At 66.2% G+C, this 23,423-nt stretch carries 26 protein-coding genes and 1 tRNA gene; 10 read left to right on the top strand and 17 right to left on the bottom strand.

Going from position 1 to position 23,423, the window contains the following annotated elements; genetic code table 11:
- Positions 1–17: 17 nt before the first annotated feature.
- The 3 genes from ACX9OT_RS17885 to ACX9OT_RS17875 form a co-directional block, all read right to left on the bottom strand.
- Positions 18–950 (bottom strand): MBL fold metallo-hydrolase, encoded by a 933-nt coding sequence (locus tag ACX9OT_RS17885; RefSeq protein ID WP_277779440.1) that lies wholly within the window; start codon positions 948–950, stop codon positions 18–20.
- A gap of 156 nt (positions 951–1,106) precedes the next feature.
- Positions 1,107–1,409: a hypothetical protein gene (locus tag ACX9OT_RS17880; RefSeq protein WP_065724234.1), complete on the bottom strand. Its 303-nt coding sequence runs from the start codon at positions 1,407–1,409 to the stop codon at positions 1,107–1,109.
- 167 nt (positions 1,410–1,576) lie between these two features.
- Positions 1,577–2,869 (bottom strand): tryptophan--tRNA ligase, encoded by a 1,293-nt coding sequence (locus tag ACX9OT_RS17875; protein WP_094001607.1) that lies wholly within the window; start codon positions 2,867–2,869, stop codon positions 1,577–1,579.
- Positions 2,870–2,977: 108 nt separating this feature from the next.
- On the opposite strand from ACX9OT_RS17875, the gene ACX9OT_RS17870 reads away from it, so the two are divergent.
- Positions 2,978–3,784: a hypothetical protein gene (locus ACX9OT_RS17870; protein ID WP_277779386.1), complete on the top strand. Its 807-nt coding sequence runs from the start codon at positions 2,978–2,980 to the stop codon at positions 3,782–3,784.
- Positions 3,785–3,857: 73 nt separating this feature from the next.
- Here ACX9OT_RS17870 and ACX9OT_RS17865 read toward each other — a convergent pair whose 3' ends face one another.
- From ACX9OT_RS17865 to rocF, 3 genes are all read right to left on the bottom strand, one after another.
- Positions 3,858–4,079 carry a CsbD family protein gene (locus tag ACX9OT_RS17865; RefSeq protein WP_004153772.1) on the bottom strand — a complete coding sequence of 74 codons (222 nt, stop codon included), beginning with the start codon at positions 4,077–4,079 and terminating at the stop codon, positions 3,858–3,860.
- 203 nt (positions 4,080–4,282) lie between these two features.
- Positions 4,283–4,420, bottom strand: coding sequence for an entericidin A/B family lipoprotein (locus tag ACX9OT_RS17860; protein WP_014035659.1), 138 nt, complete (start codon positions 4,418–4,420; stop codon positions 4,283–4,285).
- A 162-nt stretch (positions 4,421–4,582) separates the two neighbouring features.
- Positions 4,583–5,503, bottom strand: coding sequence for an arginase (gene rocF, locus ACX9OT_RS17855; protein ID WP_277779385.1), 921 nt, complete (start codon positions 5,501–5,503; stop codon positions 4,583–4,585).
- A 276-nt stretch (positions 5,504–5,779) separates the two neighbouring features.
- Here rocF and ACX9OT_RS17850 point away from each other — a divergent pair, with 276 nt between their 5' ends.
- On the top strand, positions 5,780–6,229 hold the full coding sequence (locus ACX9OT_RS17850; RefSeq protein WP_277779383.1) for a hypothetical protein: 450 nt from the start codon (positions 5,780–5,782) through the stop codon (positions 6,227–6,229).
- A 74-nt stretch (positions 6,230–6,303) separates the two neighbouring features.
- Here ACX9OT_RS17850 and ACX9OT_RS17845 read toward each other — a convergent pair whose 3' ends face one another.
- On the bottom strand, positions 6,304–7,074 hold the full coding sequence (locus ACX9OT_RS17845; RefSeq protein WP_277779382.1) for a DUF3011 domain-containing protein: 771 nt from the start codon (positions 7,072–7,074) through the stop codon (positions 6,304–6,306).
- 599 nt (positions 7,075–7,673) lie between these two features.
- Here ACX9OT_RS17845 and ACX9OT_RS17840 point away from each other — a divergent pair.
- Positions 7,674–8,081, top strand: a complete 408-nt coding sequence (locus ACX9OT_RS17840; protein WP_277779381.1) for a hypothetical protein — start codon at positions 7,674–7,676, stop codon at positions 8,079–8,081.
- Between the two features lie 521 nt (positions 8,082–8,602).
- Positions 8,603–9,145: a hypothetical protein gene (locus ACX9OT_RS17835; RefSeq protein WP_100474927.1), complete on the top strand. Its 543-nt coding sequence runs from the start codon at positions 8,603–8,605 to the stop codon at positions 9,143–9,145.
- Between the two features lie 81 nt (positions 9,146–9,226).
- Here ACX9OT_RS17835 and ACX9OT_RS17830 read toward each other — a convergent pair.
- The 4 genes from ACX9OT_RS17830 to birA all read right to left on the bottom strand — a co-directional run bounded on the left by ACX9OT_RS17830 (position 9,227) and on the right by birA (position 11,894).
- Positions 9,227–9,302 (bottom strand) — tRNA-Thr (locus ACX9OT_RS17830).
- Positions 9,303–9,342: 40 nt separating this feature from the next.
- Positions 9,343–10,188, bottom strand: coding sequence for an SPOR domain-containing protein (locus tag ACX9OT_RS17825; protein WP_277779379.1), 846 nt, complete (start codon positions 10,186–10,188; stop codon positions 9,343–9,345).
- 9 nt (positions 10,189–10,197) lie between these two features.
- The gene (locus ACX9OT_RS17820) at positions 10,198–10,929 is read right to left on the bottom strand and encodes a type III pantothenate kinase (RefSeq protein WP_277779378.1); all 732 of its coding nucleotides are present in this window, start codon (positions 10,927–10,929) and stop codon (positions 10,198–10,200) included.
- Positions 10,926–11,894 carry a bifunctional biotin--[acetyl-CoA-carboxylase] ligase/biotin operon repressor BirA gene (birA, locus tag ACX9OT_RS17815; protein WP_277779377.1) on the bottom strand — a complete coding sequence of 323 codons (969 nt, stop codon included), beginning with the start codon at positions 11,892–11,894 and terminating at the stop codon, positions 10,926–10,928. Before birA ends, ACX9OT_RS17820 begins: the two co-directional genes overlap by 4 nt.
- 144 nt (positions 11,895–12,038) lie before the next feature.
- Here birA and ACX9OT_RS17810 point away from each other — a divergent pair, with 144 nt between their 5' ends.
- Complete coding sequence (locus tag ACX9OT_RS17810; protein WP_014035646.1) at positions 12,039–12,323, top strand: hypothetical protein; 285 nt, start codon at positions 12,039–12,041, stop codon at positions 12,321–12,323.
- Positions 12,290–13,081, top strand: a complete 792-nt coding sequence (locus tag ACX9OT_RS17805) for a M90 family metallopeptidase (protein ID WP_277779376.1) — start codon at positions 12,290–12,292, stop codon at positions 13,079–13,081. Before ACX9OT_RS17810 ends, ACX9OT_RS17805 begins: the two co-directional genes overlap by 34 nt.
- A gap of 127 nt (positions 13,082–13,208) precedes the next feature.
- Here the strand turns inward: ACX9OT_RS17805 and ACX9OT_RS17800 are convergent, their stop codons facing one another.
- The 6 genes from ACX9OT_RS17800 to ACX9OT_RS17775 form a co-directional block, all read right to left on the bottom strand.
- A complete protein-coding gene (locus ACX9OT_RS17800; RefSeq protein WP_075675605.1) occupies positions 13,209–14,633 on the bottom strand; it encodes an ATP-binding protein in 1,425 nt (474 codons plus the stop codon).
- 25 nt (positions 14,634–14,658) lie between these two features.
- A complete protein-coding gene (locus ACX9OT_RS17795; protein WP_004136763.1) occupies positions 14,659–15,342 on the bottom strand; it encodes a response regulator transcription factor in 684 nt (227 codons plus the stop codon).
- 73 nt (positions 15,343–15,415) lie between these two features.
- Positions 15,416–15,790, bottom strand: coding sequence for a hypothetical protein (locus tag ACX9OT_RS17790; protein ID WP_049399851.1), 375 nt, complete (start codon positions 15,788–15,790; stop codon positions 15,416–15,418).
- A 212-nt stretch (positions 15,791–16,002) separates the two neighbouring features.
- Complete coding sequence (gene dusA, locus ACX9OT_RS17785; RefSeq protein WP_149909325.1) at positions 16,003–17,034, bottom strand: tRNA dihydrouridine(20/20a) synthase DusA; 1,032 nt, start codon at positions 17,032–17,034, stop codon at positions 16,003–16,005.
- A 206-nt stretch (positions 17,035–17,240) separates the two neighbouring features.
- Positions 17,241–17,891 carry a DUF6338 family protein gene (locus tag ACX9OT_RS17780; protein WP_049399849.1) on the bottom strand — a complete coding sequence of 217 codons (651 nt, stop codon included), beginning with the start codon at positions 17,889–17,891 and terminating at the stop codon, positions 17,241–17,243.
- Between the two features lie 144 nt (positions 17,892–18,035).
- The gene (locus ACX9OT_RS17775; RefSeq protein WP_149909324.1) at positions 18,036–19,499 is read right to left on the bottom strand and encodes a SulP family inorganic anion transporter; all 1,464 of its coding nucleotides are present in this window, start codon (positions 19,497–19,499) and stop codon (positions 18,036–18,038) included.
- A 242-nt stretch (positions 19,500–19,741) separates the two neighbouring features.
- On the opposite strand from ACX9OT_RS17775, the gene ACX9OT_RS17770 reads away from it, so the two are divergent.
- From ACX9OT_RS17770 to ACX9OT_RS17755, 4 genes are all read left to right on the top strand, one after another.
- Complete coding sequence (locus tag ACX9OT_RS17770; RefSeq protein ID WP_149909323.1) at positions 19,742–20,698, top strand: cation diffusion facilitator family transporter; 957 nt, start codon at positions 19,742–19,744, stop codon at positions 20,696–20,698.
- 111 nt (positions 20,699–20,809) lie between these two features.
- Complete coding sequence (locus ACX9OT_RS17765) at positions 20,810–21,235, top strand: organic hydroperoxide resistance protein (protein ID WP_049399846.1); 426 nt, start codon at positions 20,810–20,812, stop codon at positions 21,233–21,235.
- Positions 21,236–21,516: 281 nt separating this feature from the next.
- The gene (locus tag ACX9OT_RS17760; RefSeq protein WP_049463053.1) at positions 21,517–22,443 is read left to right on the top strand and encodes a type IV toxin-antitoxin system AbiEi family antitoxin domain-containing protein; all 927 of its coding nucleotides are present in this window, start codon (positions 21,517–21,519) and stop codon (positions 22,441–22,443) included.
- Positions 22,444–22,452: 9 nt separating this feature from the next.
- Positions 22,453–23,343, top strand: a complete 891-nt coding sequence (locus ACX9OT_RS17755) for a nucleotidyl transferase AbiEii/AbiGii toxin family protein (RefSeq protein ID WP_049399844.1) — start codon at positions 22,453–22,455, stop codon at positions 23,341–23,343.
- Positions 23,344–23,423 lie beyond the last annotated feature (80 nt).

Genomic DNA, 23,423 nt, shown 5'->3' with positions numbered 1-23,423 from the left:
CCACGCATGGCGTGGATCTACCTGCTGATGCGATCCAGCCAGCAGGCCAGGCCCTGTGCGTTGAGTTCGATGTCCATCGCCAGCACGGCAATCACTGCCGCCTCGTCCAGCGCACAGCCATGCAGCTGTGCACGTTCCAGGTACAGCGCCTGCAGCGCCGCCAGCAGGCAGCGGTGACGGTCCGGGCGGCCGTCGCACTGGCGGCCGATGGTCGCCATCGCATTGATCTGCTCGAACAGGTCTTCGGCCAGTTTTTCCACCTGCTGCACGCGCCCATAGTGGGTCAGGTACATCGCCTGCGGCGCGTAATCGAGCATGCGCCGGATCGAGGCCTTCATCGCCTCCGGATCGAACTGCACCGGCGAGGAGGTCGGGAAGATGAAAGCGCCCTGCGCGCTGTCCAGCTCGCGGTAGGAGATACCGAACGTATCGCCAGTGAACCAGCTGCGGCTGCGCGCATCCCACACGCAGTGGTGGTGCAGCGCATGGCCTGGCGTGTGCAGCAGCACCAGCTCGCGGCCGGCCAGGTCGACGCGGTGGCCGTCTTCGGCCACCACCACGCGCTGTTCGGGAATCGGTTCGATGCGGCCATAGCTGCGCGCGATCTCTTCGGCGCCATACACCGCCGTGGCTCCGGCGATCAGCCGGGTCGGGTCGATCATGTGCGGCGCACCGCGCGGGTGCAGCACCGCCTTCGCATTCGGCAGCTGCTGCATCAGCAGCCCTGCACCGCCCGCATGATCCAGATGCACGTGGGTGAGCAGCAGCCAGTCCACCGCCTCCACGCCCAGGCCGGCGTCGGCCAGCGCCTGCAGCATCGCCGGCACCGACAGGCCGGTGCCGCAGTCGACGAACGCGGCGCGGCCGTTCTCAACGATCAGATAGGCCGCGTCGAAATCCGGGCGCTGGAAGCCGGTATCGATGGTGTGGATGCTGGGGTCGGCGGTCATCGGCACGCACCTGGCAGGATCGGGAACAGACCCCCATGGTAGGCGCGCAGGCGGCCCGGGTTCGATGCGGCTTTGGTCGGGTAGTGCCGGTCGCTGGCCGGCAACCTCGGGGTAGCCGGTTGAATGCAGTTGCCGGCCAGCGGCCGGCACTACCGATCAGCCGGAGCGCAATGCGAACCGCGGCCGCAGCAGCAACGCCAGCACCAAGACTGCCAGGAACGCGCCGTAGGCGTACAGCACCGCCAGCACCTGCGGCCAGATCGGGCCGGCGCCCGGCTGCACCACGCCAATGCGGTAGCCCCACAGCATCGACACGATGCTCAGCGCGAATGCGAGCACCAGGGTGGTGCTGTCGAACAGGCGCCGCCGCGCGGTGCGCGGCTGGCGCGGGAACAGCCAGTACAGGCTGCCCAGCAGCAGGAACCAGGGCAGAAACAGCAGCAGCGACAACCAGGCCATCGCAGACTCCATGTCATCGCGCCGGAGGCGCGCGGACATCATGCCATGACCTTCGTTGGCGGGTAGTGCCGGCCGCTGGCCGGCATTCCCTATGCAAGTGCCGTGGTAGTGCCGGCCGCTGGCCGGCGTTTTCCATGCAGTTGCCGGCCAGCGGCCGGCACTACCCCTTACGCTTCGCGCAGCACGGCCAGCGCGGCCAGCACCGCGTCCACCTCGGCGTCCAGCTTGAACAGCTCGCTCTGCAGCTGGTCGCCCTGCTCGGCCTGCTTGATCACCGCGATCAGCTGGCCCGCATCGCGCGGCGAATCGAAGCCTTCGCTCTGGATCAGCAGCGTGCCGTCACCGGCGGTCAGCTTGAAGTAGAAGCGGCCATCCTTTTCGCGGTACTGCTTGAACAGCGGCGGTGCCACGCGGGCCACGCCGGCGTCCTCGCTGGCGATGTCGCCCGCAGTGGACAGGTCACGCAGGCCCACCGCATGGCGCAGCTCGTCCAGCAGCGGTGCCGCCAGCTGCTCGCGCAGCTGCTGGCCACGGCGCTTGAGCAGCGCTTCGATCTTCTCCGGCTCGGCCATCAGCGCGTTGTAGCGCTCGCGCAGCGGCGACAGCTCGCTGTCGATGCGCTCGAACAGCTGCTGCTTGGCATCGCCCCAGCTGATGCCGGCGGCGAACGCCTTGGCGAATTCCGCGGTCTGTTCCGGCGTGGCGAACGCCTGGTACATCTGGAACAGCGCCGAGCCTTCGGTGTCCTTCGGCTCGCCCGGTGCGCGCGAATCGGTCAGGATCGAGAACACCAGCTTCTTCAGCTCCTCGCGCGGCACGAACAGCGGAATGGTGTTGTGGTAGCTCTTGCTCATCTTGCGGCCATCCAGGCCCGCCAGCGTCGCCACCTGCTCGTCGATCACCACGTCCGGCAGCGGGAAGTACTCCTTGCCGTACACGTGGTTGAAGCGCTGGGCGAAATCGCGCGCCATCTCGATGTGCTGGATCTGGTCACGGCCCACCGGTACCTGGTTGGCCTTGAAGATGAGGATGTCGGCGGCCATCAGCACCGGGTACATGAACAGGCCGGCGCTGACGCCTGCGTCCTCGTCCACGCCTTCCTCCCGGTTCTTGTCCACCGCCGCCTTGTAGGCGTGCGCGCGGTTGAGGATGCCCTTGCTGGCGATGGCGGTCAGGAACCACATCAGCTCGGTGGTCTCGCGGATGTCGCTCTGGCGGTAGAACCACACGTGTTCCGGGTCCAGGCCGCAGGCCAGCCAGCTGGCCGCGATCTCCAGGGTCGCGCGCTGGGTGCGCTGCGGGTCCTGCGACTTGATCAGGCTGTGCAGGTCGGCCAGGAAGAAGAAGCTCTCGATCCCCGGCGCGCGGCTGGCCGCAATGGCCGGACGGATGGCGCCAACGTAGTTGCCCAGATGGGGCGTGCCGGAGGGGGTGATGCCGGTAAGGACTCGGGTCGTCATGACTGCGTGGGGTAACCTTCGATGAACGGGGCCAGTTTACCTTGCACGCCACCAACCCCGTCAGGGCCTGCGGCGCGTTCATTCACGCAACCCCGCTGGAGACGCCCGATGAAACGCCTGCTGCCCCTGCTGCTGATCCTGCCCCTGGCCGGCTTCCGCCCGGCCCCGATGCCGCCGCCGGTGTACGAGGACGGCCCCGTGCGCATGGCCCTGGTCGACCGCGACCGCGGTACCGAACTGCGCAGCTACCCGGCCGAAGGCCAACGCTGGGTGGCCGGCGAACGCGGCCACCGCTACGCCGTGCGCCTGTACAACGACAGCCCTCGCCGGGTGCTGGTGGTGCTGTCGGTGGACGGCGTCAACGCCATCTCCGGCGAGGATGCCGATCCCTCGCAGACCGGCTACGTGCTCAATCCCGGCCAGCGCGCCGACATCACCGGCTGGCGCAAGAGCCAGGACGAAGTGGCGCAGTTCGTGTTCAGCAGCCCCAGCGGCAGCTATGCCAGCCGCACCGGCCGCCCGGACAACATCGGCGTGGTGGGCGTGGCCGTGTTCGAGGAAGCGCGCCGCTGGCGCCCCGATCCGATCCTGCGCCGTGGCCTGCCGCTGCCGGCCCCGGCGGCCGAAGCTGCGGCCGATGCCAGTGCCAACGCCAGCGCCAGCCGCATCGAGGGCTACGCCAGCAAGTCGCGGGCCCCGGCGCTGGGTACCGGCCATGGCGCTCGCGAACAGTCCTCGGTACGCGATACCGACTTCGAACGTGCCAGCCGCAGTCCGGCCCAGGTACTGCAGTTGCGCTACGACAGCGCGCGCAACCTGCGTGCGCGCGGCATCCTGGTCGATGCGCCCTCGCGCCTGCCGCGTGAACCGCAGGCGTTCCCCAACCGCTACGTGCCGGACCCGCCGGCACGTTGATCGTCCCGCGCAGACAACACGACGCCCGCAACCTTACGGTGCGGGCGTCGTGTCGTGGGGGAACCCGAAGTGCTTACTTGTAGTCCGGGTAGTCCTTGCTCACGGCGTCCTGGAACTCGCGCACTTCCTTCTCCGCGCGGTCCTTGGCCCAGCCATAACGTTCCTGCAGGCGGCCGGCCAGATATTCGGCATTGCCTTCGGCCACATCGAAGTCGTCGTTGGTCAGATCGCCCCACTTGGCCTGGGCCTTGCCCTTCAGCTGCGACCACTTGCCGGAAATGATGTCTTTGTTCATTGCTGGGAGTCCTTGGTTGCAACGGCGTTCTTACCGTGGCTCCAGCTTGGCGTGGCGGCCGTTGAATACCGGTCAACCGGCAATGAAATACATGCTCACCTGCTTGAATGGTTCACTCCGCTTCGACAGCCATGCGGTAAACAGCGCGCACAAAAAAGGCCGGGAAGATTCCCGGCCTTTCCGCTTTCCAATCCGCGCCGGGCTCACTTGCCCTTGGCGGCGTCCTCAACCTTTTCACCGGCCTTCTGCACGTCCTTGCCGGCACCGGCAACGGTGTTGCAACCGGCCAGCAGGGCCACCGAGAACATCGACAACAGCATCAGGGCAACTACGCGCTTCATGGGCTTCTCCTTGGGTTCGCCGCTACACCGCTTCATTCGCGGATGGGGTTCTATCGCTCGGCGGGAGAAGGCCAACGCCCACCGCCGCCGCGTGAAGTGCAATCTGGCGGCTGCGGCGTGGAGCGGGTGTGAACGGATCGACGATCCGTTCAGGCCCAGCGCTCAGTCGCGCATCAGCGTGGACTTGCCAAACAGGCTTTCCACCAGGTCCACGGCCAGCTCGGCGGTGGCATTCTGCTTGTCCAGCAAGGGGTTGAGCTCGACGATGTCCAGCGAACCCATGCACCCGGTGTCGGCAATCATCTCCATCACCAGCTGCGCCTCGCGGTAGTTCACCCCGCCCGGCACGGTGGTGCCCACGCCCGGGGCGATGCTCGGGTCGAGGAAGTCCACATCGAAGCTGACATGCAGGTGGGTGTTCTCGTCGATGCCGGCCAGCGCCGCTTCCACCGCGCGCTTCATGCCGTTCTCATCGATGTAGCGCATGTCGTAGACATCCACCTTGTGGGTCTTGATCAGGCGCTTCTCTTCCGGGTCCACCGAACGGATGCCGATCTGGTGCATCTGCGCCGGGGTGATCGCCGGCGACGTGCCGCCCAGGCGGGTCAGCGCGTCCGGACCGAGGCCGCACAGGCAGGCCACCGGCATGCCGTGGATATTGCCCGACGGGGTCACATCGCTGGTGTTGAAATCCGAATGCGCATCCAGCCACAACACGCGCAGGGTCTTGCCCTGCTCACGGCACCAGCGGGCAACGGCGGTGATCGAACCGATGCCCAGGCAGTGGTCGCCGCCGAGCATGATCGGCATGCGGCCAGCCTGCAGTTCGGCATAGCTGGCTTCCATCAGCGCATGGTTCCACGCCACCACTTCATCCAGATGGCGGTAGCCTTCCACCGGCGCGGTCCACGGGTTGCGCGGGCCATCCAGGTTGCCCAGGTCGCGCACGTCCACGCCGCGCGCCTCCAGCGCCTCCGGCAGGCCCGCCACGCGCAGCGCTTCCGGCCCCAGCCGTGCACCGCGATGGCCCGCACCCACATCGGTGGGAACGCCAATCAGGGATACGGAGATGGGATGGGCCATGGGTGCCTCCTGCGGTGGGGAAAAAGAAGCACAGTCTAGCCAGAGCTGTGTGACACCACTCGCGGCGGTGCAGCAGGCGGTGATCCAGAACACCGGGGCCACGCTGGCGTTCCTGGTCAGGCATCCCGGCACTTGTTCGTAAGGAATCCGGCCTTCCTTGACACGCCTCACATCCAGGTCGGTATCGCCTCTTATCCAAGGCCGCCATTGCCTGCACCCTGCATCGGCACCCCCAACGGTGCCTCTTCAATTCCCCGATAAAGGAAATCGACGCGTATGAAACATGTACTGAATGGATTGGCGGTGCTGGCAATTGCCCTGGGCGGACTGGTTGCGGCAGATGCCAGCGCGTCCTCGCAGCGCATCACCCATACGGTGACCTCCGATGCGTTTGCAATGCACACGCAAGGCGCACGCCAGGTGCTCGACTGGGTGGCGCAGCGTGTAAAGCCGACGTTCGCCCCGCAGGGCTACGGCAACGTACACGTGGAACGGCGGGCGTTCTCCGTCGGGGGCGCATCTGCACGCTCGGACGGATCGATTCCCGGCAAGCTGCCGGAGCAGGGCATTCCCGGTGAGATCTACCGGGTGGAAAACCTGCTTCCCGATGGCTCCCTGCAGACATGGGAGTTCACCTGGGTGGAACCCTCCTCCGGCCATGGCGGCGGCTGGGAAGTCACTGGGTACACCTACAAGAAGGGCAATGACCCGGTAAACCAGCAGTAACGAAACAGGGGCAACGCACGCCGCATTGCCCCCTTCGAACACGCGGCCGACGGCGGGTTCGTCCCCGCGGTATCTCAACCGCCGCGGCGGCGAACCGGCGTCAGGCTCTGCACCTGGCCGTTGTTGCGCATCATGCACAGGAAACGACCATCGGGATAATCAATGATCAGTTCCTGGTAATCGCTGCCTACCGGCATCTGGGTCACCAGCGTGCCTTGCGCGCCCTTGCGCATATTGCAGGAGCCCAACGCGATATCCCCTGCCGGTGCGCTGTACGCCACCTTGGACACATTGCGGAACACCGCGCGGCAACCGCCGTTCACCCATACCGAGTGCCGCGACAGGCCCCAGTTCCTGCCCTCTTCGCAGCGGGTGTGGCTCAGCTGGCGCACCACCTCCACGTTGCCGCGCGTATCCATGTCGCACGACACCTGCTGCTGGTCGGTGGATTCGCAGGTCACCTCGCGCGGCAGCGCCGCATCGTTGTCGTCATCGTGGCGACGGCGGTCGCGATGCTCTGCCGGCGCGGGCGTTCCGCTGGCACTGACCTGGCAGATGCCATTGGCGCCGCCACGGCCGGTGTAGCTGATCTGCGGCGCGCCGTCGTCGCTGCTGCTGATCGACAGCGTGATGCCACTGTTGGCATCGCGTGCTTCGACGTAGCGGTCGTTGAAGCGTTTCAGTGTGGCCTCGCGGCCCTGCACGTAGACCGGCCCGCCCTCGTCGGCGTGCACGTCGATGCCGCCCGGGCAGCTGGCGTTGAAGAACGGCACCGCGGCCATGGCCGGGGCCACGAAAACGGAGGACAACAGTGCGGCGGTGAGCGGTAGGGCATGGCGACGCATGTGCGGATTCCGAAGGGGCCCAGGATGGGCGTGTGGCGGCAGTATGCGGTGCAGCGCTGCGGGCTGTCCGTGAGGAATATCAAGATCCGCACGGCGCGCGCTGTGGCTCTCAGGTCTGATATTGTGGCGTTGGCGCCTTGCCGAGCCTGTTAAGTCAGCTTTACTTCGCACGCCGAAGTGAGCCGTGTCACCACGAGGGCGCGGCCCTGATTGCCGATGATGGCGGCACTGCGCGATATGTCGCCTCTGGCATTGCGATGCTCGAAACGGGCCAAAGGCGATAATTCATTTTTCCTCTCAGATCACCCGATGTCATCGAAACAAACGACTGGCAGGCGGTGATTTCGCGTGCGCATGATGAATTGCCACCTTCAGCGGGGTGGCCGGGATTTCCAACCCGAAGACTGAAAGCTGTATACGCTTGCCAGCCGGCGCCGTCTTCTCAAGAGCGGCGCCGGCTGGCAATCCGTTCGCCGATCGACGGCGGGCGGTGCGTGGGGGCCTCGTGCCCACCGGCTCATTCAGTCCCGGGATTGGAAACCACGTATCGCCCGCCACCCTTCTCCGGTGGCACCTCTGTTCCGCACGAGGATGCCCGCATGCCCAAGCCCCACCACCCATACCTGACCGCCACACTGGGCGAGGCCGCCCTGCGCCTGCCGCCCGAACTGGCGCAGCCGTTGGAAGCCGCTTTCGCCGCTGCAAACGAGGCGCCCGCGCCGATCAACCTTCCCAGCTGCCTGCAGCGCATCCGCGCCGGTGATGCCGCCGACGGACAGCCGTGGCAAGGGCCGGCCAGCGCACCCGGCCAGGCCGTGGCCGCCGCTCGTCGGGATCGCGCCGCGGTGGGTCTGGTGTCGCTGCTGGAGCTGTACCACGCCGCCGAGCGTGTGCGCGTGGACGGGGAAGAGAAAGACGATATCGGCGACGGCACGCGCGAAGGGCTGATGCTGGCCTGCCGGGGGCTGGCGGAGTATGTGGCGTTGCAGGTGGGCGGGGCTCAGTAAATGCGGAACGTTGAGATCCCCAGCGTGCAGCCTTATAACGCCACGCCCCCAGCCATCGAATCAGGCAGACCCACTGCTGGGTAGTAAACAGCAGGGGATGCGGGTGCGCTTTGAGCACCCGCACTTTTGGGAGAAGCGATGAAAGGCGAGCTATTACCTCGAGTGTGAGGTGCGCGATCGCGTCAATCACTCAGCGCCACACTTGTGCATGCCAATTTACTACTGGTTAACTCACCGGAGCGGGGGCATCCATCCCCGCTTCTACAGGGGGCGGGATGTACAGAGTCGCGATGTTCCTTTTCGGCGTCTGCACCGTTTTGCTTTCAGGCTGCACTACTACTGCGGTTCCCAAAGGCGTCGCCTCGGCTGGATACACCGAAGTTGTTTCTGTTCCTCTGGGCCCTCTCCGCTACTTCCACACGGCTTCCCTGCTTCCCGGGCGAACCGCCGTAGGCACCACGCACGTCCACCTCTGTGCAAACACTGAGCGGAGTATCAGCCTGCAGATCGCAGAAGGGCTTGTGATCGTTGCTGAAGATGTCTGTTCACGGATCGATGCGGCGGCGGACCTGGCCGAGTCATGGATACCGGCGGCATCCAACAGCTATCGGATCCTGCTAGTGCCGGAAGGCACTGCGGGGGCAATACGGACAAGATCACTTGGCCGCTTTGCGACAGGCAGGACGCTTGCACTTGCATCGCACGTCTACGGCGATCAACGACAAGCCTTCGCGGATCTCGTTGACCTGGTTGCGCACGAGAGCCTTCACGCATTGGGGCACGCTACCAGGCATCCGCGAGCGCGCGACGAAAGAAGCGCCTACTACGCAGGGCTGTGTGCCCAGCTCAAGATCAACGGGCTCATCAAGGAAGAGAGCTTGCCCGGAGCCCCGCTTGCTTCGGGTGATCGGGCAGTACGCATCTCGTCCCAGCAGGCCTATCGTGTGCGGCTTGAGACCTATCCGTTGCTGGTGGACGGCACCATCCGGCTTGGAACGCCATCCGGCGAGTCGATGCTGCAACGGTGCCAGCAGATTGGAAACGAGTTGATTCGTCTGCAGTAGGCCTGAACGCGAAAAGGCCAGCGCACTGCGCTGGCCTTTCTCGCTGAACCCCTGGCTCTGGGGCGTAGCGGAGATCCCAAGTGGTGCCGCTTATCCGAATCGAACGGATGACCTACTGTTTACAAGACAGTTGCTCTACCAACTGAGCTAAAGCGGCATGGGTGGATCACCGGCGGCAATGCCGCGGTCAGGGGATTCTAGCGCAACCGCGTGCATTCCAGCGACCGGCTCTGCGCCGCGCCGCTGCGCTGCTGGGCCTGGGCCGGCTGCGTGCCCGCCGCCAGCTGCCCTTCCAGCCACCATTGGCCGGCGTCGCCGCTGGCGACCAGGCGCGGCTGGAAGCCGGCGGCCTGCACCGCCGCCATGCGTCGTTCGGCGCCTTCGCGGTTGCGGTACTGGCCCAGCGCCACGGCGTTGGCTTCCTCGCCCTGGCTGATGATGTAGTAGTCGCTCAGGCCGGCGGCGACGATGCGCTTCACGGTGGCCTGCGCTTCGTCGCGGTTGGCGGCGGCCGGCAGCATCACCCGGTAACGTGCGCTGCCGCTGGCAGCCGGCTGTTCGCGCAGGCGCACCTGGCTGATCAGCGTGCTGGCCTTGCCTTGCGCACTGGTCGCGGCGGCGCGGTCGGCGAACGGGCCCAGCGCGACGCAGCGCGGCGGCTCGGCGGCCTCGGGCGGGGTTACGGGCTTTTCCGCTGCCGGAACGGGTACAGGCGGTGTTACCGGCTTGGCAGCGGCAGCAACCGGCGCAGCCTCAGCCACCTGCGGCTTGGCGATCTCCGGCTTTGCCGGCGCGGGTGCAGGCGTCGCAGCCACGGCCGTCTTCGCGGCCGGTTCGCGCTCCACCAGCGGTGCGGTCGGGGCAGCGGCAGTCGCTTCGGCTGCGGCATTGGCATCCACACCACCGGGCACCCAGCGCAGCTCGGCCACACCGGCCGGTTGCGGCGGCGGCGCGGGCGGTTGCGGTGCATCGCGCAGCAGCCACCAGCAGGCGACGCCAAGATTGAGAATGGCCAGTACGACGATCAGGGCACGGGTCAGCATGCGCGGATACTAGCCTGCGGGCTGGTGCACCGCCCAGCGGGCGAGGCCATCCAGCACCAGCGATGGGTGGTAGTCGGCGCCGGGCAGCCGCGGCATCAGCGCCGGTGCGCCGCCACCATGCACCAGCAGCGACGGTGCCACGCCCAGCAGCGTGTGCGCCTGCTGCGCGCTGCGTTCAATCAGCGCCACCGCAGCGCCATCGCAGCCGGAAGCCAGCGCGTCGGCGGTGTCGTTGGCGAACTCGCTGTAGTCGCCGCCGGTCGCCGGCAGCTGCACCGCACGCGCGTGCAGTGCTTCGCGCATGGTGGTGGGCGATGCGGAAATGCGGCCACCGTGGTGCTGGCCATCGGCGTCGAGCAGGTCAATCGTCAGTGCGGTGCCCACGCCGACCACCAGCACCGGGCGCTGCGCCTTGGCTGCAGCCAGCAGGGCCAGGAAGCGGTCGACGCCGAACTTTTCCGGCTTGGCATAGGCAATGCGCACGCCCGCGCATTCGGCGCTGGTGCGCACGACATGCACGTGTTCGAAGCGGCGCTGCAGCTGGTCCAGCATGGCGCTGGTCAGCGAGGGTGCGGCCACGCTGGCCACGAACGCGGTGCGGCCGCTGGGCAGGCTGTGCGGCGGTTGCCCGGCCATGCCTTCGGCGCCATGCGCCCAGGCCTGCACGTCACCGGCGCGGTCGCCCTGCAACGGCGCGAACTTGAAGCGCGAGTTGCCCAGGTCGAACAACCAATCGCTCATGCTGCCCTCACGCTGACTTCGCCGGCGTGCAGCAGGCGTTCCTGGCCATCGATGCGCACGCGCAATGCGCCGTCATCGGCCAGGCCTAGCGCGGTACCGTGCTGCCACTGCCCGTCCAGTTCCACGCGTACTTCGCGGCCGGCCAGCATGTCGAAGGCGGCGTAGCGCGGCAGGAACGGAGCGAGGCCTTCGCGATCGAATTCTTCCAGCGCCGGCAGCAGGCGCTTCAGCACGGCCGCAACGACCACGTTGCGGTCCACCGGCTTGCCGGCCAGGGTGTCCAGGTCCACCCACGGCTGGGTGATCTGCTCGGCGAACGACGGCGGCATGTGCGTGTTGATGCCGATGCCGATCACCGCGCGCGCCGGGCCGGCGTATTCGCCACCGCCTTCTGCGAGCAGGCCGACCAGCTTGCGCTTACCATCGACGATCAGGTCGTTCGGCCACTTCAGCTGCGCCTGGGTGTAGCCCAGGTCGTGCAGCGCTTCGGCCACGGCGATGCCGGCCACCAGGCTCAGCCCGGCCAGGCGGCCGAGGCCACCGGAGTACAGGCGCAGCACCGATAGGTAGATATGCGCGGCCAGCGGGGAGGCCCAGGTGCGGCCACGACGGCCACGGCCACCGGTCTGGCGTTCGGCCAGCAGGACGCTGACCCCGCGCTGGGGCGCGCTGCAACGCAGCAATTCGGCGTTGGTCGAATCCACCGTCCAGGCCACCTGCAGGTCGTGCAGCAGCGGCAGAACCCCGGCCGGCAGGCCGGCGCGGATCGCGTCCGGGTCCAGCAGATCGACCGGGCGGGTCAGGCCGTAGCCTTCGCCGGCACGGCCCTCGACGTCCACACCGGCGGCCCTAAGCCCTTGAATACGCTTCCAAATTGCCGCCCGGGTCTGGCCCAGCTCACGGGCCAGGGCGTCGCCGGACAGGCGACCGGCAGCGAGTTTGGCCAGCAATTGGCGATCGTCCACGGCAGCTTCCACGAAGTCAGGAAGGAATTATGCGGGAAAGCCGCCAGCGACGCCCGCCACGCTGGGTTCCGCAGGGGCTTCCAACGGGGCGCCGGGTTCGGGCTAGAATCGGGAACTCACCCTCCCTTAACGTGGATGTCGTCAATGCGCCGTTATGCCCATTGCCTGATCCTGCTGATGATGCCCTTCGCGGCGTCTGCGACAGCAGCGCTGGACGACAGCCGCGGCGCCTGCGTGTCGTCCAACGGTGATGCCGCCTCGCAGCGCGCACCGACCGCGACCGCCTCGGCAGCCACCACCAAGCCGGCGGCGGTACGCCCGGCCGCCAGCAGTGCCACCAGCACCGGCGGCGGTGGCAGCGACGATGACGTGCTGCAGCGCATCCGCGCGCCGAAGTGGCACAGCTACCTGCCGGGAATGTTCCGCTGATCAAGTCGTTGCTGCAGTGGCTGCGGCCTGCGCCGCGGCCGATCGACGATACACTTTGGGAAGACGCCTGCCGCCGCGCGGCCTGGCTGCACGGACTGGACGACGAACGCCGTGCGCGCCTGCGCGTACTGGCCACGCGCTTCCTGCACGAGAAGACCATCACCCCGATCGGCGAGCTGCAGCTGCAGGCCGGTGACGGCGTGCTGCTGGCCGCACTGTGCTGCCTGCCGCTGCTGGAGTTCGGTGAAGTGGGGCTGGAAGGCTGGTCGCAGCTGATCGTCTACCCCGATGCGTTCCGCGTGCACCGCAGCCACATGGATGCGGCGGGCGTGCTGCACGAGTGGGATGACGAGCTGATCGGCGAGTCGTGGGACAGCGGCCCGTTGATCCTGTCCTGGGCCGACGTGCAGGCCGACCTGGCCGCACCCCACGAGGGTTATTGCGTGGCGGTGCACGAGATGGTGCACAAGCTGGATGCGCTGGATGGCGCGATGGACGGCACCCCGCCGCTGCCACGCGAATGGCAGCGCGAATGGGCGGGCATTTTCCAGCGCGCCTACGATGCCTTCTGTGCGCAGGTGGATGCGGGCGAAGAAACGCTGATCGATCCGTATGCGGCCGAGGCGCCGGAAGAGTTCTTCGCGGTGGCCAGCGAGTACCACTTCTCGGCGCCGGATCTGCTGCAGCAGGCGTTGCCGGAGGTGGCGGCGCAGCTGCGGCGGTTCTATGGCGAGCCGCCGAAGATCGCATTGCGGTAGTGCCGGCCGCTGGCCGGCAACCTGGCACCGCCACCGAAGATCATGAGGTTGCCGGCCAGCGGCCGGCACTACCGGAACACCACGCGTTGTTGCGCCACGCGATGCCGGCGGAGGGGAACGCGTGCGATTACGGCCCCGGCGGCAGGCGCACTTCGAAGCGGGCGCCGCCCAGTTCGGCCGAACGGCCCACGGTCAGTTCGCCGCGGTAATCCTTGATCAGGTCCTGCACGATCGACAGGCCGATGCCGTGGCCCTGCACGCGCTCGTCGCCACGCACGCCACGCTGCAGCACCTTGCCGATGTCGTCCGGGGCAATGCCCGGGCCATCGTCATCCACCGCCAGCAGCAGGCCGGCACGGCGTGCGTTCGGGGCCGGCAGCGGCTGCGCGGTCAACAGCACGCGGCGGTTGGCCCATTTGAAGGCGTTCTCCAGCAGATTGCCGAGCAGTTCCTGCAGGTCGCCCGGTTCGCCGTGGAAGCGCGCCGCCGGGTCGATATCGAATTCGCACAGCACGCCCTTGGAGGCGTAGACCTTTTCCAGGCCACGCACGATTTCCTCGGCATTGGACTCGATCGGCAGCGGCGCGGAGAACAGCTTGTGGCCCGACGAGGCCGCGCGCGCCAGCTGGTACGAGACCAGGTTGTTCATGCGCTGCAGCTGCACGTCCAGCTCCTCGCGCAGTGCGGTGTCGCCGGCACCGCTGTCCATCTGCGTGCGCAGCACCGCGATCGGCGTCTTCAGGCTGTGCGCCAGGTCGGCCAGGGTGTTGCGCTGGCGCTCGAGGTTCTCGCGCTCGCTTTCGATGAAGGCGTTGATGCTGTCGGTCAGCGGTTCCAGCTCGCGCGGGTGGCGCTCGCTCATGCGCTCGGTCTCGCCGCGCTGCACCTTGGTCAGCTCGGTGATCACGCGGCGCAGCGGGCGCAGGCTCCACTGCAGGATGACGGTCTGCAGCAGCAGCAGGATCAGGCCGATGCCGCCCAGGTAGAACCAGACGCGGCCACGGAACACACGCAGCTGCGCACCCAGCGCGCGCGAGTCTTCCATCACGTAGATGGTGTACGGGAATTCGGTGGCGGGATCGGCGTCGGCGCCCCACACCAGGCCCAGGCCATAGCGGTAGACCGAGCCCTGGCTGCCATCGATCTGGATCATCGGCAGCGGGCCTTCGAACACTTCCTGGCGCGGCGCCAGCAGGCCGCCGCCCACGGTGGGCAGCATCGGGCCTTCGGCAGACATCGAATTGCCCTTGCCGTGCGGCATCACCACCTGCAGGTACAGGCCACTGCCGGGCACATCGAAGCGCGAATCCGGCGGCTGCTCGCGGATGTACAGCGAGCGGTCGCGGGTGAAGTCGATGCCGGCCGCGTAGGACGTGGCGTAGTTCTTCAGGCGCTCACGCAGGTTCGCCTTCGCCGTATCGGCGAAGGCGGCGTCGAGCGCGTAACCGGCCAGCGCCAGGAACGCGACCAGGCCCACGGACGCGGCGAGCATCTGGCGCGCCTGCAGTGAGCGCGGCCGCCAGCGTCGGAAGAACCACAGACGGCCGGACATCATGGTATCGCCAGGGTGAGCCGGCTCAGCCCTCGTTGCGGGGGATCGCGAAACGGTAGCCGCGACCGCGCACGGTCTCGATCGGCTTCAGCTCGCCATCCGGATCCAGCTTCTTGCGCAGGCGGCCGATGAAGACCTCCAGCACGTTCGAGTCGCGGTCGAAGTCCTGCTGGTAGATGTGCTCGGTGAGATCGGCCTTCGAGACCAGTTCACCGGCATGCATCATCAGGTACTCCAGCACCTTGTACTCGTAGCTGGTCAGGTCGACATTGCTGCCGGCCACGCTGACGGTCTGGGCGGCGAGATCCAGCGCAACCGGGCCGCATTCCAGGGTCGGCTTGCTCCAGCCAGCGGCGCGGCGCAGCAGCGCATTGACGCGGGCCAGCAGTTCTTCGACGTGGAACGGCTTGACCAGGTAATCGTCAGCGCCCTGCTTCAGGCCCTCGACCTTGTCCTGCCAGCTCGAACGCGCGGTCAGGATCAGCACCGGGAACTTCTTGCCTTCGTCACGCAGGGCCTTGATCAGCTCCATGCCCGACATCTTGGGCAGGCCGAGGTCGATGATGCCGACATCGAACGGAACTTCGCGCCCCATGTAGAGGCCTTCCTCGCCGTCCTGCGCAGCATCGACGGCAAAGCCTTCGCGCTTGAGCCGGGCTGCCAGGGTCTCACGCAGCGGGGCTTCGTCTTCGACCAGAAGGATACGCATGAACTCTCCCTAGTGTCCTGGGTGTGGCCCGGAGGCCTGTGGGGTACGGGTTGATAGCGACAACTATCCCTGTTCAGGGGTTATCGCCGCGTAGTGATGACATATCCGACCGCGGCGTGCGCGGCTGTGAACGCGACGGCGCGGGGTCGTCCATGTAGCGGACCCGGCCCCGATCGTCCATGTACTTCACCCGGTTGATATCACGACCATCGAACGGCACGCGCTCGGCGCCGAGGATGTGGCCGCCGGTGGTGCGCTGCACGCGGCGCACGGCATCGGACAGCGAACGCTCGTCGCCACGGTTGCCGCGCTCGCCCCGCTCCATCATCTCCGCCCGCCCCTGGTCGCCGCGCGGCGGCTGTTGCGCCAGCGCCGAAGACAGCGGCACAGCCGACAGGACCACGCAGGTGGCCAGGGCAATGCGGCGGTGGAAGGGAGCGGAAGACATCGATGCGATCCTAGCCGAGCACGGAGATTCGTTCAAAAGTCGTAAATCCGGCGCCGGGTTCGAAACCCAGCGTTTTACAAATCTTTTGCAAATTCTTGGTTTACAGCGGTGAATCCGGTCTGAACTTTTCCGGCCCTGTGCCCGAGTCGTTCAGCTAAGTGAACATTCGGGACGAATCGCCGTCCCTTGTCAAGTCAGGAATGTGACTGCGGTCACGCTGCGGCGCGATCAGCTTCGCGGTCGGTGACCGCCAAGGCCTGTTCGATCAGGCTCCAGCCGGCGCCGGGGCGGTGTGCGCCCTCGCTCAGCACCTGGCGGAATGCGCGCCCACCGGGTTGGCCGTGGAACAGGCCGAGCAGGTGGCGGGTGATGTGCTTCAGCGCCAGGCCTTCGCCCAGCCGCGCCTCGATGTAGGGGCGCATCGCGCGCAGCAGGTCGCCACGGGCCTGCAGCGGGGCGCCGGTGTGCAGCGCCTCCAGCTGATGCAGCAGGTAGGGGTCGTGGTAGGCCGCGCGGCCCAGCATCACGCCATCGACGTGCGCGGCCTGCGCCTGCACCGCCTCGATGCTGGCCAGGCCGCCGTTGATCACCACCGGCAGTGCCGAGCGCTCCCGCTTCAGGCGGTAGGCCCAGTCGTATTTGAGCGGGGGAACCTCGCGGTTCTCCTTCGGCGACAGGCCCTTCAGCCACGCGTTGCGCGCGTGCACCACCACCATCGCCGCACCGGCGGCGACCTGACGGTCGACGAAGGCGGCGAACACGTCGTAGTCGTTGTCCTCGTCCACGCCCAAGCGGCACTTCACCGTCACCGGGATATCAACCGCATCGACCATGGCCGCAACGCACTCGGCCACCAGCGCCGGCTCGCGCATCAGGCACGCGCCGAAGCGGCCGGCCTGCACGCGATCAGACGGGCAGCCGCAGTTGAGGTTGACCTCGTCATAGCCCCACTCGGCGGCAATACGCGCGGCCTGCGCCAGCAGCGCCGGATCACTGCCGCCCAGCTGTAGCGCCAGCGGCTGTTCGCTGCGGTCGAAGCCGAGCAGGCGCTCGCGGTCGCCGTGGATGACCGCGTTGGCGTGCACCATCTCCGTGTACAGGCGTACGCCCGGTGCCAGCACGCGGTGGAAAACGCGGCAATGGCGATCGGTCCAGTCCATCATCGGGGCGACGGACAGGCGCAGGGAATCGGCGTAACGGGCGGTGGCGGACGTCATCGGGGCATTGATCGTGGAGACTGGCATTGCCAGTGAGATCAATAGTTTACACCGGGCGGCTGAATGCGCCCGGTCAGCCGCGCGGCGAGCGCCGGTTGGGCCCGGCTCCGGCTGGCGGCCGGGGCGGGCTGGGCGGTGGCGGCGGACGCTTCCTGCCCTCGGGGAGCTTGGGGTTCGCGTTCTCCATGGATACGACCAACTGGTCCAGTGGTGGGTTGGAACCCTTCCTCAACTTAGCCATCGTCTGTCTCCTGGAGAATCTCGACCCACTGCACATCCACTGCGTGAATCAGTATGCCATCGAGCTGCGGAAGCTCGACCACGGCGGGGCTGGCCACGGGATCCGCTGCTGGATCGGCACCTTCATCGGGTGGATCCGCATCCACCAGCCAGGCCGGCATCTGCATGTAGAACTGTCCCGCAGCGGGGCTGATCGGCCACTCCTTGGGATAGCCGGTCAATCGACGGCCATCCTTCAATTGCAGCACCACGAAGGCAGGACGCGTACCCAGTACGCAATACCACTCGCTCGGGTGGGATGTCCTCGTGGTGAAGCCTGCGCGGCGGAGAACCCTGTGGAGGGAATCCTTGTTCGCAGCGAGGGCCAATCCTGCCCCCAGCAGTGCGGCGAGGACAAAACCCCATAGCAGGCTGCTGGTCTCGGTCCAGGTCCCCAGCACAAAGCAGCGACCCGCCAGCAGGAGCATCAGTTCGGTGAACTTGACCAGCACCTGGACCGCGAAGGTGAACACCAACGCTTCCACGGTCCGTTCGAACTGCGGCGGCTTGGGATGGGATGTCAGCCCATAGAACACCCATGCAGACAGGAAGCCCGGCAGCAGAAAGGTCAGCAGCGTGGTGGCGTTGTTGAAGAGCGAATCCATTCCGGCAGAAGTACTCCGTCGTGAGGATCACAACGGAGCACGATCACAGCGATTCTTCCACCCTGGGTGGGGTTCACAGGCTGAAGATGCAGCAACACCAACGGCGGCCATGGCGTTGCAGTTGCCCCACGAGAGCCGATAGCGTCAATGCGCGCTGCCAGCAGCGCCTTTGCCACCCACCTGCTCAATGAGGGTCTGGCTGGCCGCATTGAGCCCCACCACCGTCACCTCCGCACCGTGCGCGGCCAACTTTTCCTGCGCCCGCTCCAGCGCGGCCACGGCAGTCAGGTCCCACAGGTGCGCATCGCGCAGATCAATCTGCACCTTCGGCGCCACGTGCTGGTAATCGAACGCTGCACCCAGCTGCCCTGCCGAGGCGAAGAACACCTGCCCGCGCACGCGATAGACCTGCGTGTCATCGGCATCGTCGCGCTGCACGTCCAGCATGCGGCCAACCTTGCGCGCGAAGAACAGGGCCGACAGCAGCACACCGCTGAGCACGCCCTTGGCCAGATCATGGGTGGCCACGGTGACCACCACGGTCAGCAGCATCACCGCAGAGGAACTGCGCGGATGCGTGCGCAGGTCGCGCAGCGAGCGCCAGCTGAAGGTGCCGATGCTGACCATGATCATCACCGCCACCAGCGCCGCCATCGGGATCTGCCGTACCAGATCGCTGCCGTACACCACCAGTATCAGCAGGAACACGCCGGCCACCAGGCAGGACAGGCGGCCGCGCCCACCGGAGGTCACGTTGATCACCGACTGGCCGATCATCGCGCAGCCGGCCATGCCGCCGAGGAAGCCGGTGACCGTATTCGCCACGCCCTGGCCAACACATTCGCGGTTGCGCTCGCTCGGCGTTTCGGTGATGTCCTCAACGATCTGCAGGGTCATCATCGATTCGAGCAGGCCGACCACGGCCAGCGTGGCCGACACCGGCAGCAGAATGCGCAGCGTCTCCCAGGTGAGCGGCACATCGGGCAGCAGGAAATGCGGCAGGCTGTCGGGCAGCTGGCCCATGTCACCGACGCTGCGTACGTCCACGCCGAAGCCGATCACCACGGCGGTCAGCACCACAATGGCCACCAGAGGCGACGGCACCGCGCGGGTAATGCGTGGCAGCAGGTAGATGATCGCCAGCGCGGCGGCGCACAGCACATAGACCGTAGGCCCGCGACCGATCAGCTCGGGCATCTGTGCCAGGAAGATCAGGATCGCCAGCGCGTTGACGAAGCCGGTGATGACCGAGCGCGAGACGAAGCGCATCAACGAGCCCAGCTTGAACACGCCGGCCAGCACCTGCAGCAGGCCGGCCAGGATGCTGGCGGCGAACAGGTACTGCAGGCCGTGGTCCTTGACGAGGTCGACCATCACCAGCGCCATTGCACCGGTGGCGGCGGAGATCATGCCAGGGCGGCCGCCAGCAATAGCGGTGATGACGGCAATCGAGAACGCGGCGTACAGGCCAACCTTGGGGTCGACGCCGGCAATGAGCGAGAACGCGATGGCCTCGGGAATCAGGGCCAGGGCGACGACGATGCCGGACAGCAGGTCGCCACGGATGTTGCCGAGCCATTGCTGGCGCAGGGGGTAGGACGTTTGCATGGGAAAGCTCCGCGCGCAGGCGGGCGTGGCCGCATGGCGCTGCAGTGGAAAGACACGGGTTCCTGAGCCGGGCGGGCCGGCTGCCGATGTGCGGCAAGGGTCAGGGTGGCGTGATCACTGCAGGCGAGCGTCGGTACGTGGGAGGGGCGCAGTCTACGGGAAGCGGCCCCACGGGGGTAGCGCGGTTGGCCGGAGAAGGCAGCGAAAGGCAGCGGAGCCTGGCTCCGCTCTACAATTGAACCATGGCCGCCAACCGCCCGCAGTTCTTCGACCCCGCCACCGAACAGGGCGTGCTGCGCCTGTCGATCGCCGCCTCGCTGCTGCTGGCCGCGGCGGCGGTGGTGTTCGGCCTGCTGGCCAATTCCTCGCTGATCATCTTCGACGGCATCTACGGCCTGATCGACGTGGTGATGACCTGGCTGTCGCTGCTGGTGGCGCGCCTGATCGCGCTGTCCACACAGACCGATGCGCTGCAATCGCGGCTCAACCAGCGCTTCACCATGGGCTTCTGGCACCTGGAGCCGATCGTGCTGGGGGTGAGCGGCACACTGATGATCGGTGCGGCGCTGTATGCGCTGGTCAATGCGGTGGACGCGTTGATGTCCGGGGGCCGCCACATCGCCCTCGGCCCGGCCATTGCCTTCGCCGGGCTGTCGATCGTGGGCGAAGGCGCGCTGGCCTGGTTCATCCTGCGCGCCAACCGCCGCATCGGCTCGGAGTTCATCGCATTGGACGCGAAGAACTGGGTGATCGCGGCCAGCATGTCGGCCTGCTACCTGCTGGCTTTCCTCGGCGGCGTACTGGTGCAGGGCACCTCGTGGGGCTGGGTCGGGCCGTACATCGACCCGGCCATCCTCGCCTTCGTCTGCGTGCTGGTGATGATCGCCCCGCTCGGCACGGTGCGGCGCGCGCTGGCCGGCATCCTGCTGGTCACCCCGCCGGAACTGCAGGCCCATGTGGATGCAGTGGCACGCGGGATCGTGGCCAAGCACGGCTTCGTCGAGCACCGCAGCTACGTGGCCCAGGTGGGGCGTGGCGAGCAGATCGAGCTGTTCTTCGTGGTACCGGAAAACGACCCGCCGCGGCCCCTGGTGGAATGGGACCAGCTGCGCGATGAGATCGGCGATGCACTGGGCGAAGCCTCGCCGGACCGCTGGCTGACCATCATGTTCACCACCGACCGCGAATGGACGATCTAGGCTGGCAGGACGATCAATCAAATTTTTCGTACGCATTGCAACCCAACGTACGCGGAAACCGGGCAAAGTAGGCTCCATCGCAACACCCACCCACCGACCAGGAGCATCCCGATGTCCATCGAAAAGGTTCTGTACACCGCCCAGGCCACCTCCACCGGCGGCCGTGAAGGCCGTTCCGTCTCCTCCGACAACGTGCTGGATATCCAGCTGTCGACCCCGCGCGAGCTGGGCGGCGCCGGCGGCCCGGGCACCAACCCGGAACAGCTGTTCGCGGCCGGCTACTCGGCTTGCTTCCTGGGCGCGCTGAAGTTCGTGGCCGGCCAGGCCAAGGTCGCGCTGCCGGCCGACACCACGGTGACCGGCAAGGTCGGTATCGGCCAGATCCCGACCGGTTTCGGCATCGAAGCCGAGCTGACCATCAGCGCTCCTGGCGTGCCGCGCGAGCAGCTGGAAGAACTGGTGCAGAAGGCACACATCGTGTGCCCGTACTCGAATGCCACGCGCGGCAACATCGACGTGACGCTGGTCGTTGCCTGATGGAACCGGGGGTCGGGTTCATTTCGCCTTGTGAACGGGATCCGACCCCGATTCAGGTAATCTGACGAAATATGATGGCGATTTGTTTGACATATCCACCAGTGGCGACTAAGCTTCGCAGGCGAAGCTTAGTCGCCACTGGTGGATCAGATCCGACTGAAGGACCCTGTGGCCCGCATTGGCCTCAGTCCTGCACTCCTGAACCAATTCAAGCGCTCAGTTTGACAATGGGTCACTGCGGCCTCAGGCTTCGCCTGCGAAGCCTGAGGCCGCAGTGACCAATGAAAAATGACCTGCGAGATCGAGCAGTAATAGACGCAACGGCGGAGCTGATTGACGTATTTCAGCTCACCCTGCTGACGGCCTCCCAGGAACTGCCGTCTACGCGCTGCATCAGCCACGCTTCGCTCGTACCGATCATCCAGCGGACGCAGAAGGCGCTCACCTCAGGTACGTTCCGCACCTACTCTGCGGTCAGGATCATCGCGGTGTTGGAGAGCGCTGAACTGCTGCGCCGGTTGCCACTGACGTCACCACGGGGCAGGCCCGTGAAAATCTACGTCCTGGGCTTCAATGAAACCTCGCAGCCCTCCGCTCTGGAGGTCATGCAGGCTTACCGTCCCGCCGGGACGCTTTGCTATTTTTCGGCCCTGGAACTGCACGGGTTGACGACCCAACCGACACCTCACTATCACCTGGCGGAATTCAGGCCAGGCATAGCGTCTTCTGCCGTCGAGCCGCCGGCAGAAAGCAGTGACAAACCGCAATCTCTCGGCGTTGAAGTGTTCACGCTTGAGGATGTGAAGTGCTTCCTGACCAGCCGCGACCCGAACAATCTCCAGGGCATACAACGCCGCCAGCTCCACTCGCAGTGCACGGTGCGGGTCACCACACTTGAGCAGACATTGCTCGATTGCCTGCATCGCCCCCGAAGCGCCGGCGGGCCGGCCGTTGTTTTCGAGGCCTGGGCATCCGGCTTGCCCCGATCAAATGCCGCAAAGCTTTGGGCGCTGCTCGACTCGATCCAAAACCCCAACCTGATGCGGCGCGCCGGTTACATGCTGGAGTACCACCAAACCACTTCTGCCTTGCTGGATCAGATCCGCAGCGCACTGAGGGGTTTTCCCACCGACCAACCTCCCGAATCACTGCTTCCAGGCATTCCATACAGCAATACCGCGAACGACTGGCACCTGCGAACACCTTGAGGAAAGTGCATGAATCGGAGTCAACAGGATGCATGGAAGCGCGAAGCCCTCGATATGTGTTTCCAGGCACTGGCCAGCTGCAACGAACTGTCCCGAAAAATCGTCTACAAAGGTGCCCGCATCCTTGCCCTGCGGCTTGGAGGGCAACAAAGAGCGTCTTATGACCTGGATGCCAACATCCTTCTATCGTTCGCGGTCAGAACGCCAGATAGAAACGAGCAGTCAGCAATCCTGCACGACTTGTTCAGCACTGCGATTTCCAACTTCGCTTCGGCACAGGATCCTGTACGTTTCGAACTGGACAGATTGGACATCACGCACAACCCACCCAACCATCCCATGGGCTGGAATGCCTTTGATGTGAAGGTGAGATTGAAAGACTTCAACAACGAAGGCGTTCGTGGGCTTCCGTTCGTTTCATTTGACGTTGCTGCGCCAGAGGCCCTGGGTGACATTGCCGTTGCCCCATTGGAGGTCGATGGGCACACCGTATTCGCCTACACGCTTGAGCGCATCGCTGGCGAAAAGCTCAGGGCATTTCTCAGCTCGCTTCCCGCCTATCGGACCAAAGTCCAGAAGCCAGGTGAAGTCGTCCGCGTCAAGGATATCTATGATGTTTCAAAGATACTGGCAGCGCATCCGCTCGAAGACACTGCGTTCTGGAATGCCGCGGGCGCCGAATTCAAACTTGCCTGCGCGTCCCGCTTCATCGACTGCAGCAACATGGCGACGTTCTCGGAAGCTCTCGCCGTAACCAAGGCCACTTACGAATCTGACCCGACCTTACCCAAGGACATCGACTTCAACACCGCGTGGACGAATCTGCAGGCGATTGTCGCCTATTGGGAATCCTGCCTCATCCTGCCTATTGCCAACCCATTCCCCATCCAGAAGACGTAAAAATGGGCGGATACCGGTCGAAACCGAACATCCGCCCATCCCACCTTCGTTGTCCCGCACGGGGGCATGAGGTTGCCGGC

Source organism: Stenotrophomonas genospecies 3 (assembly GCF_054473855.1).
Note: the sequence above shows the minus strand (reverse complement) of the source record. Positions and strands in the feature narration are given on the sequence as shown.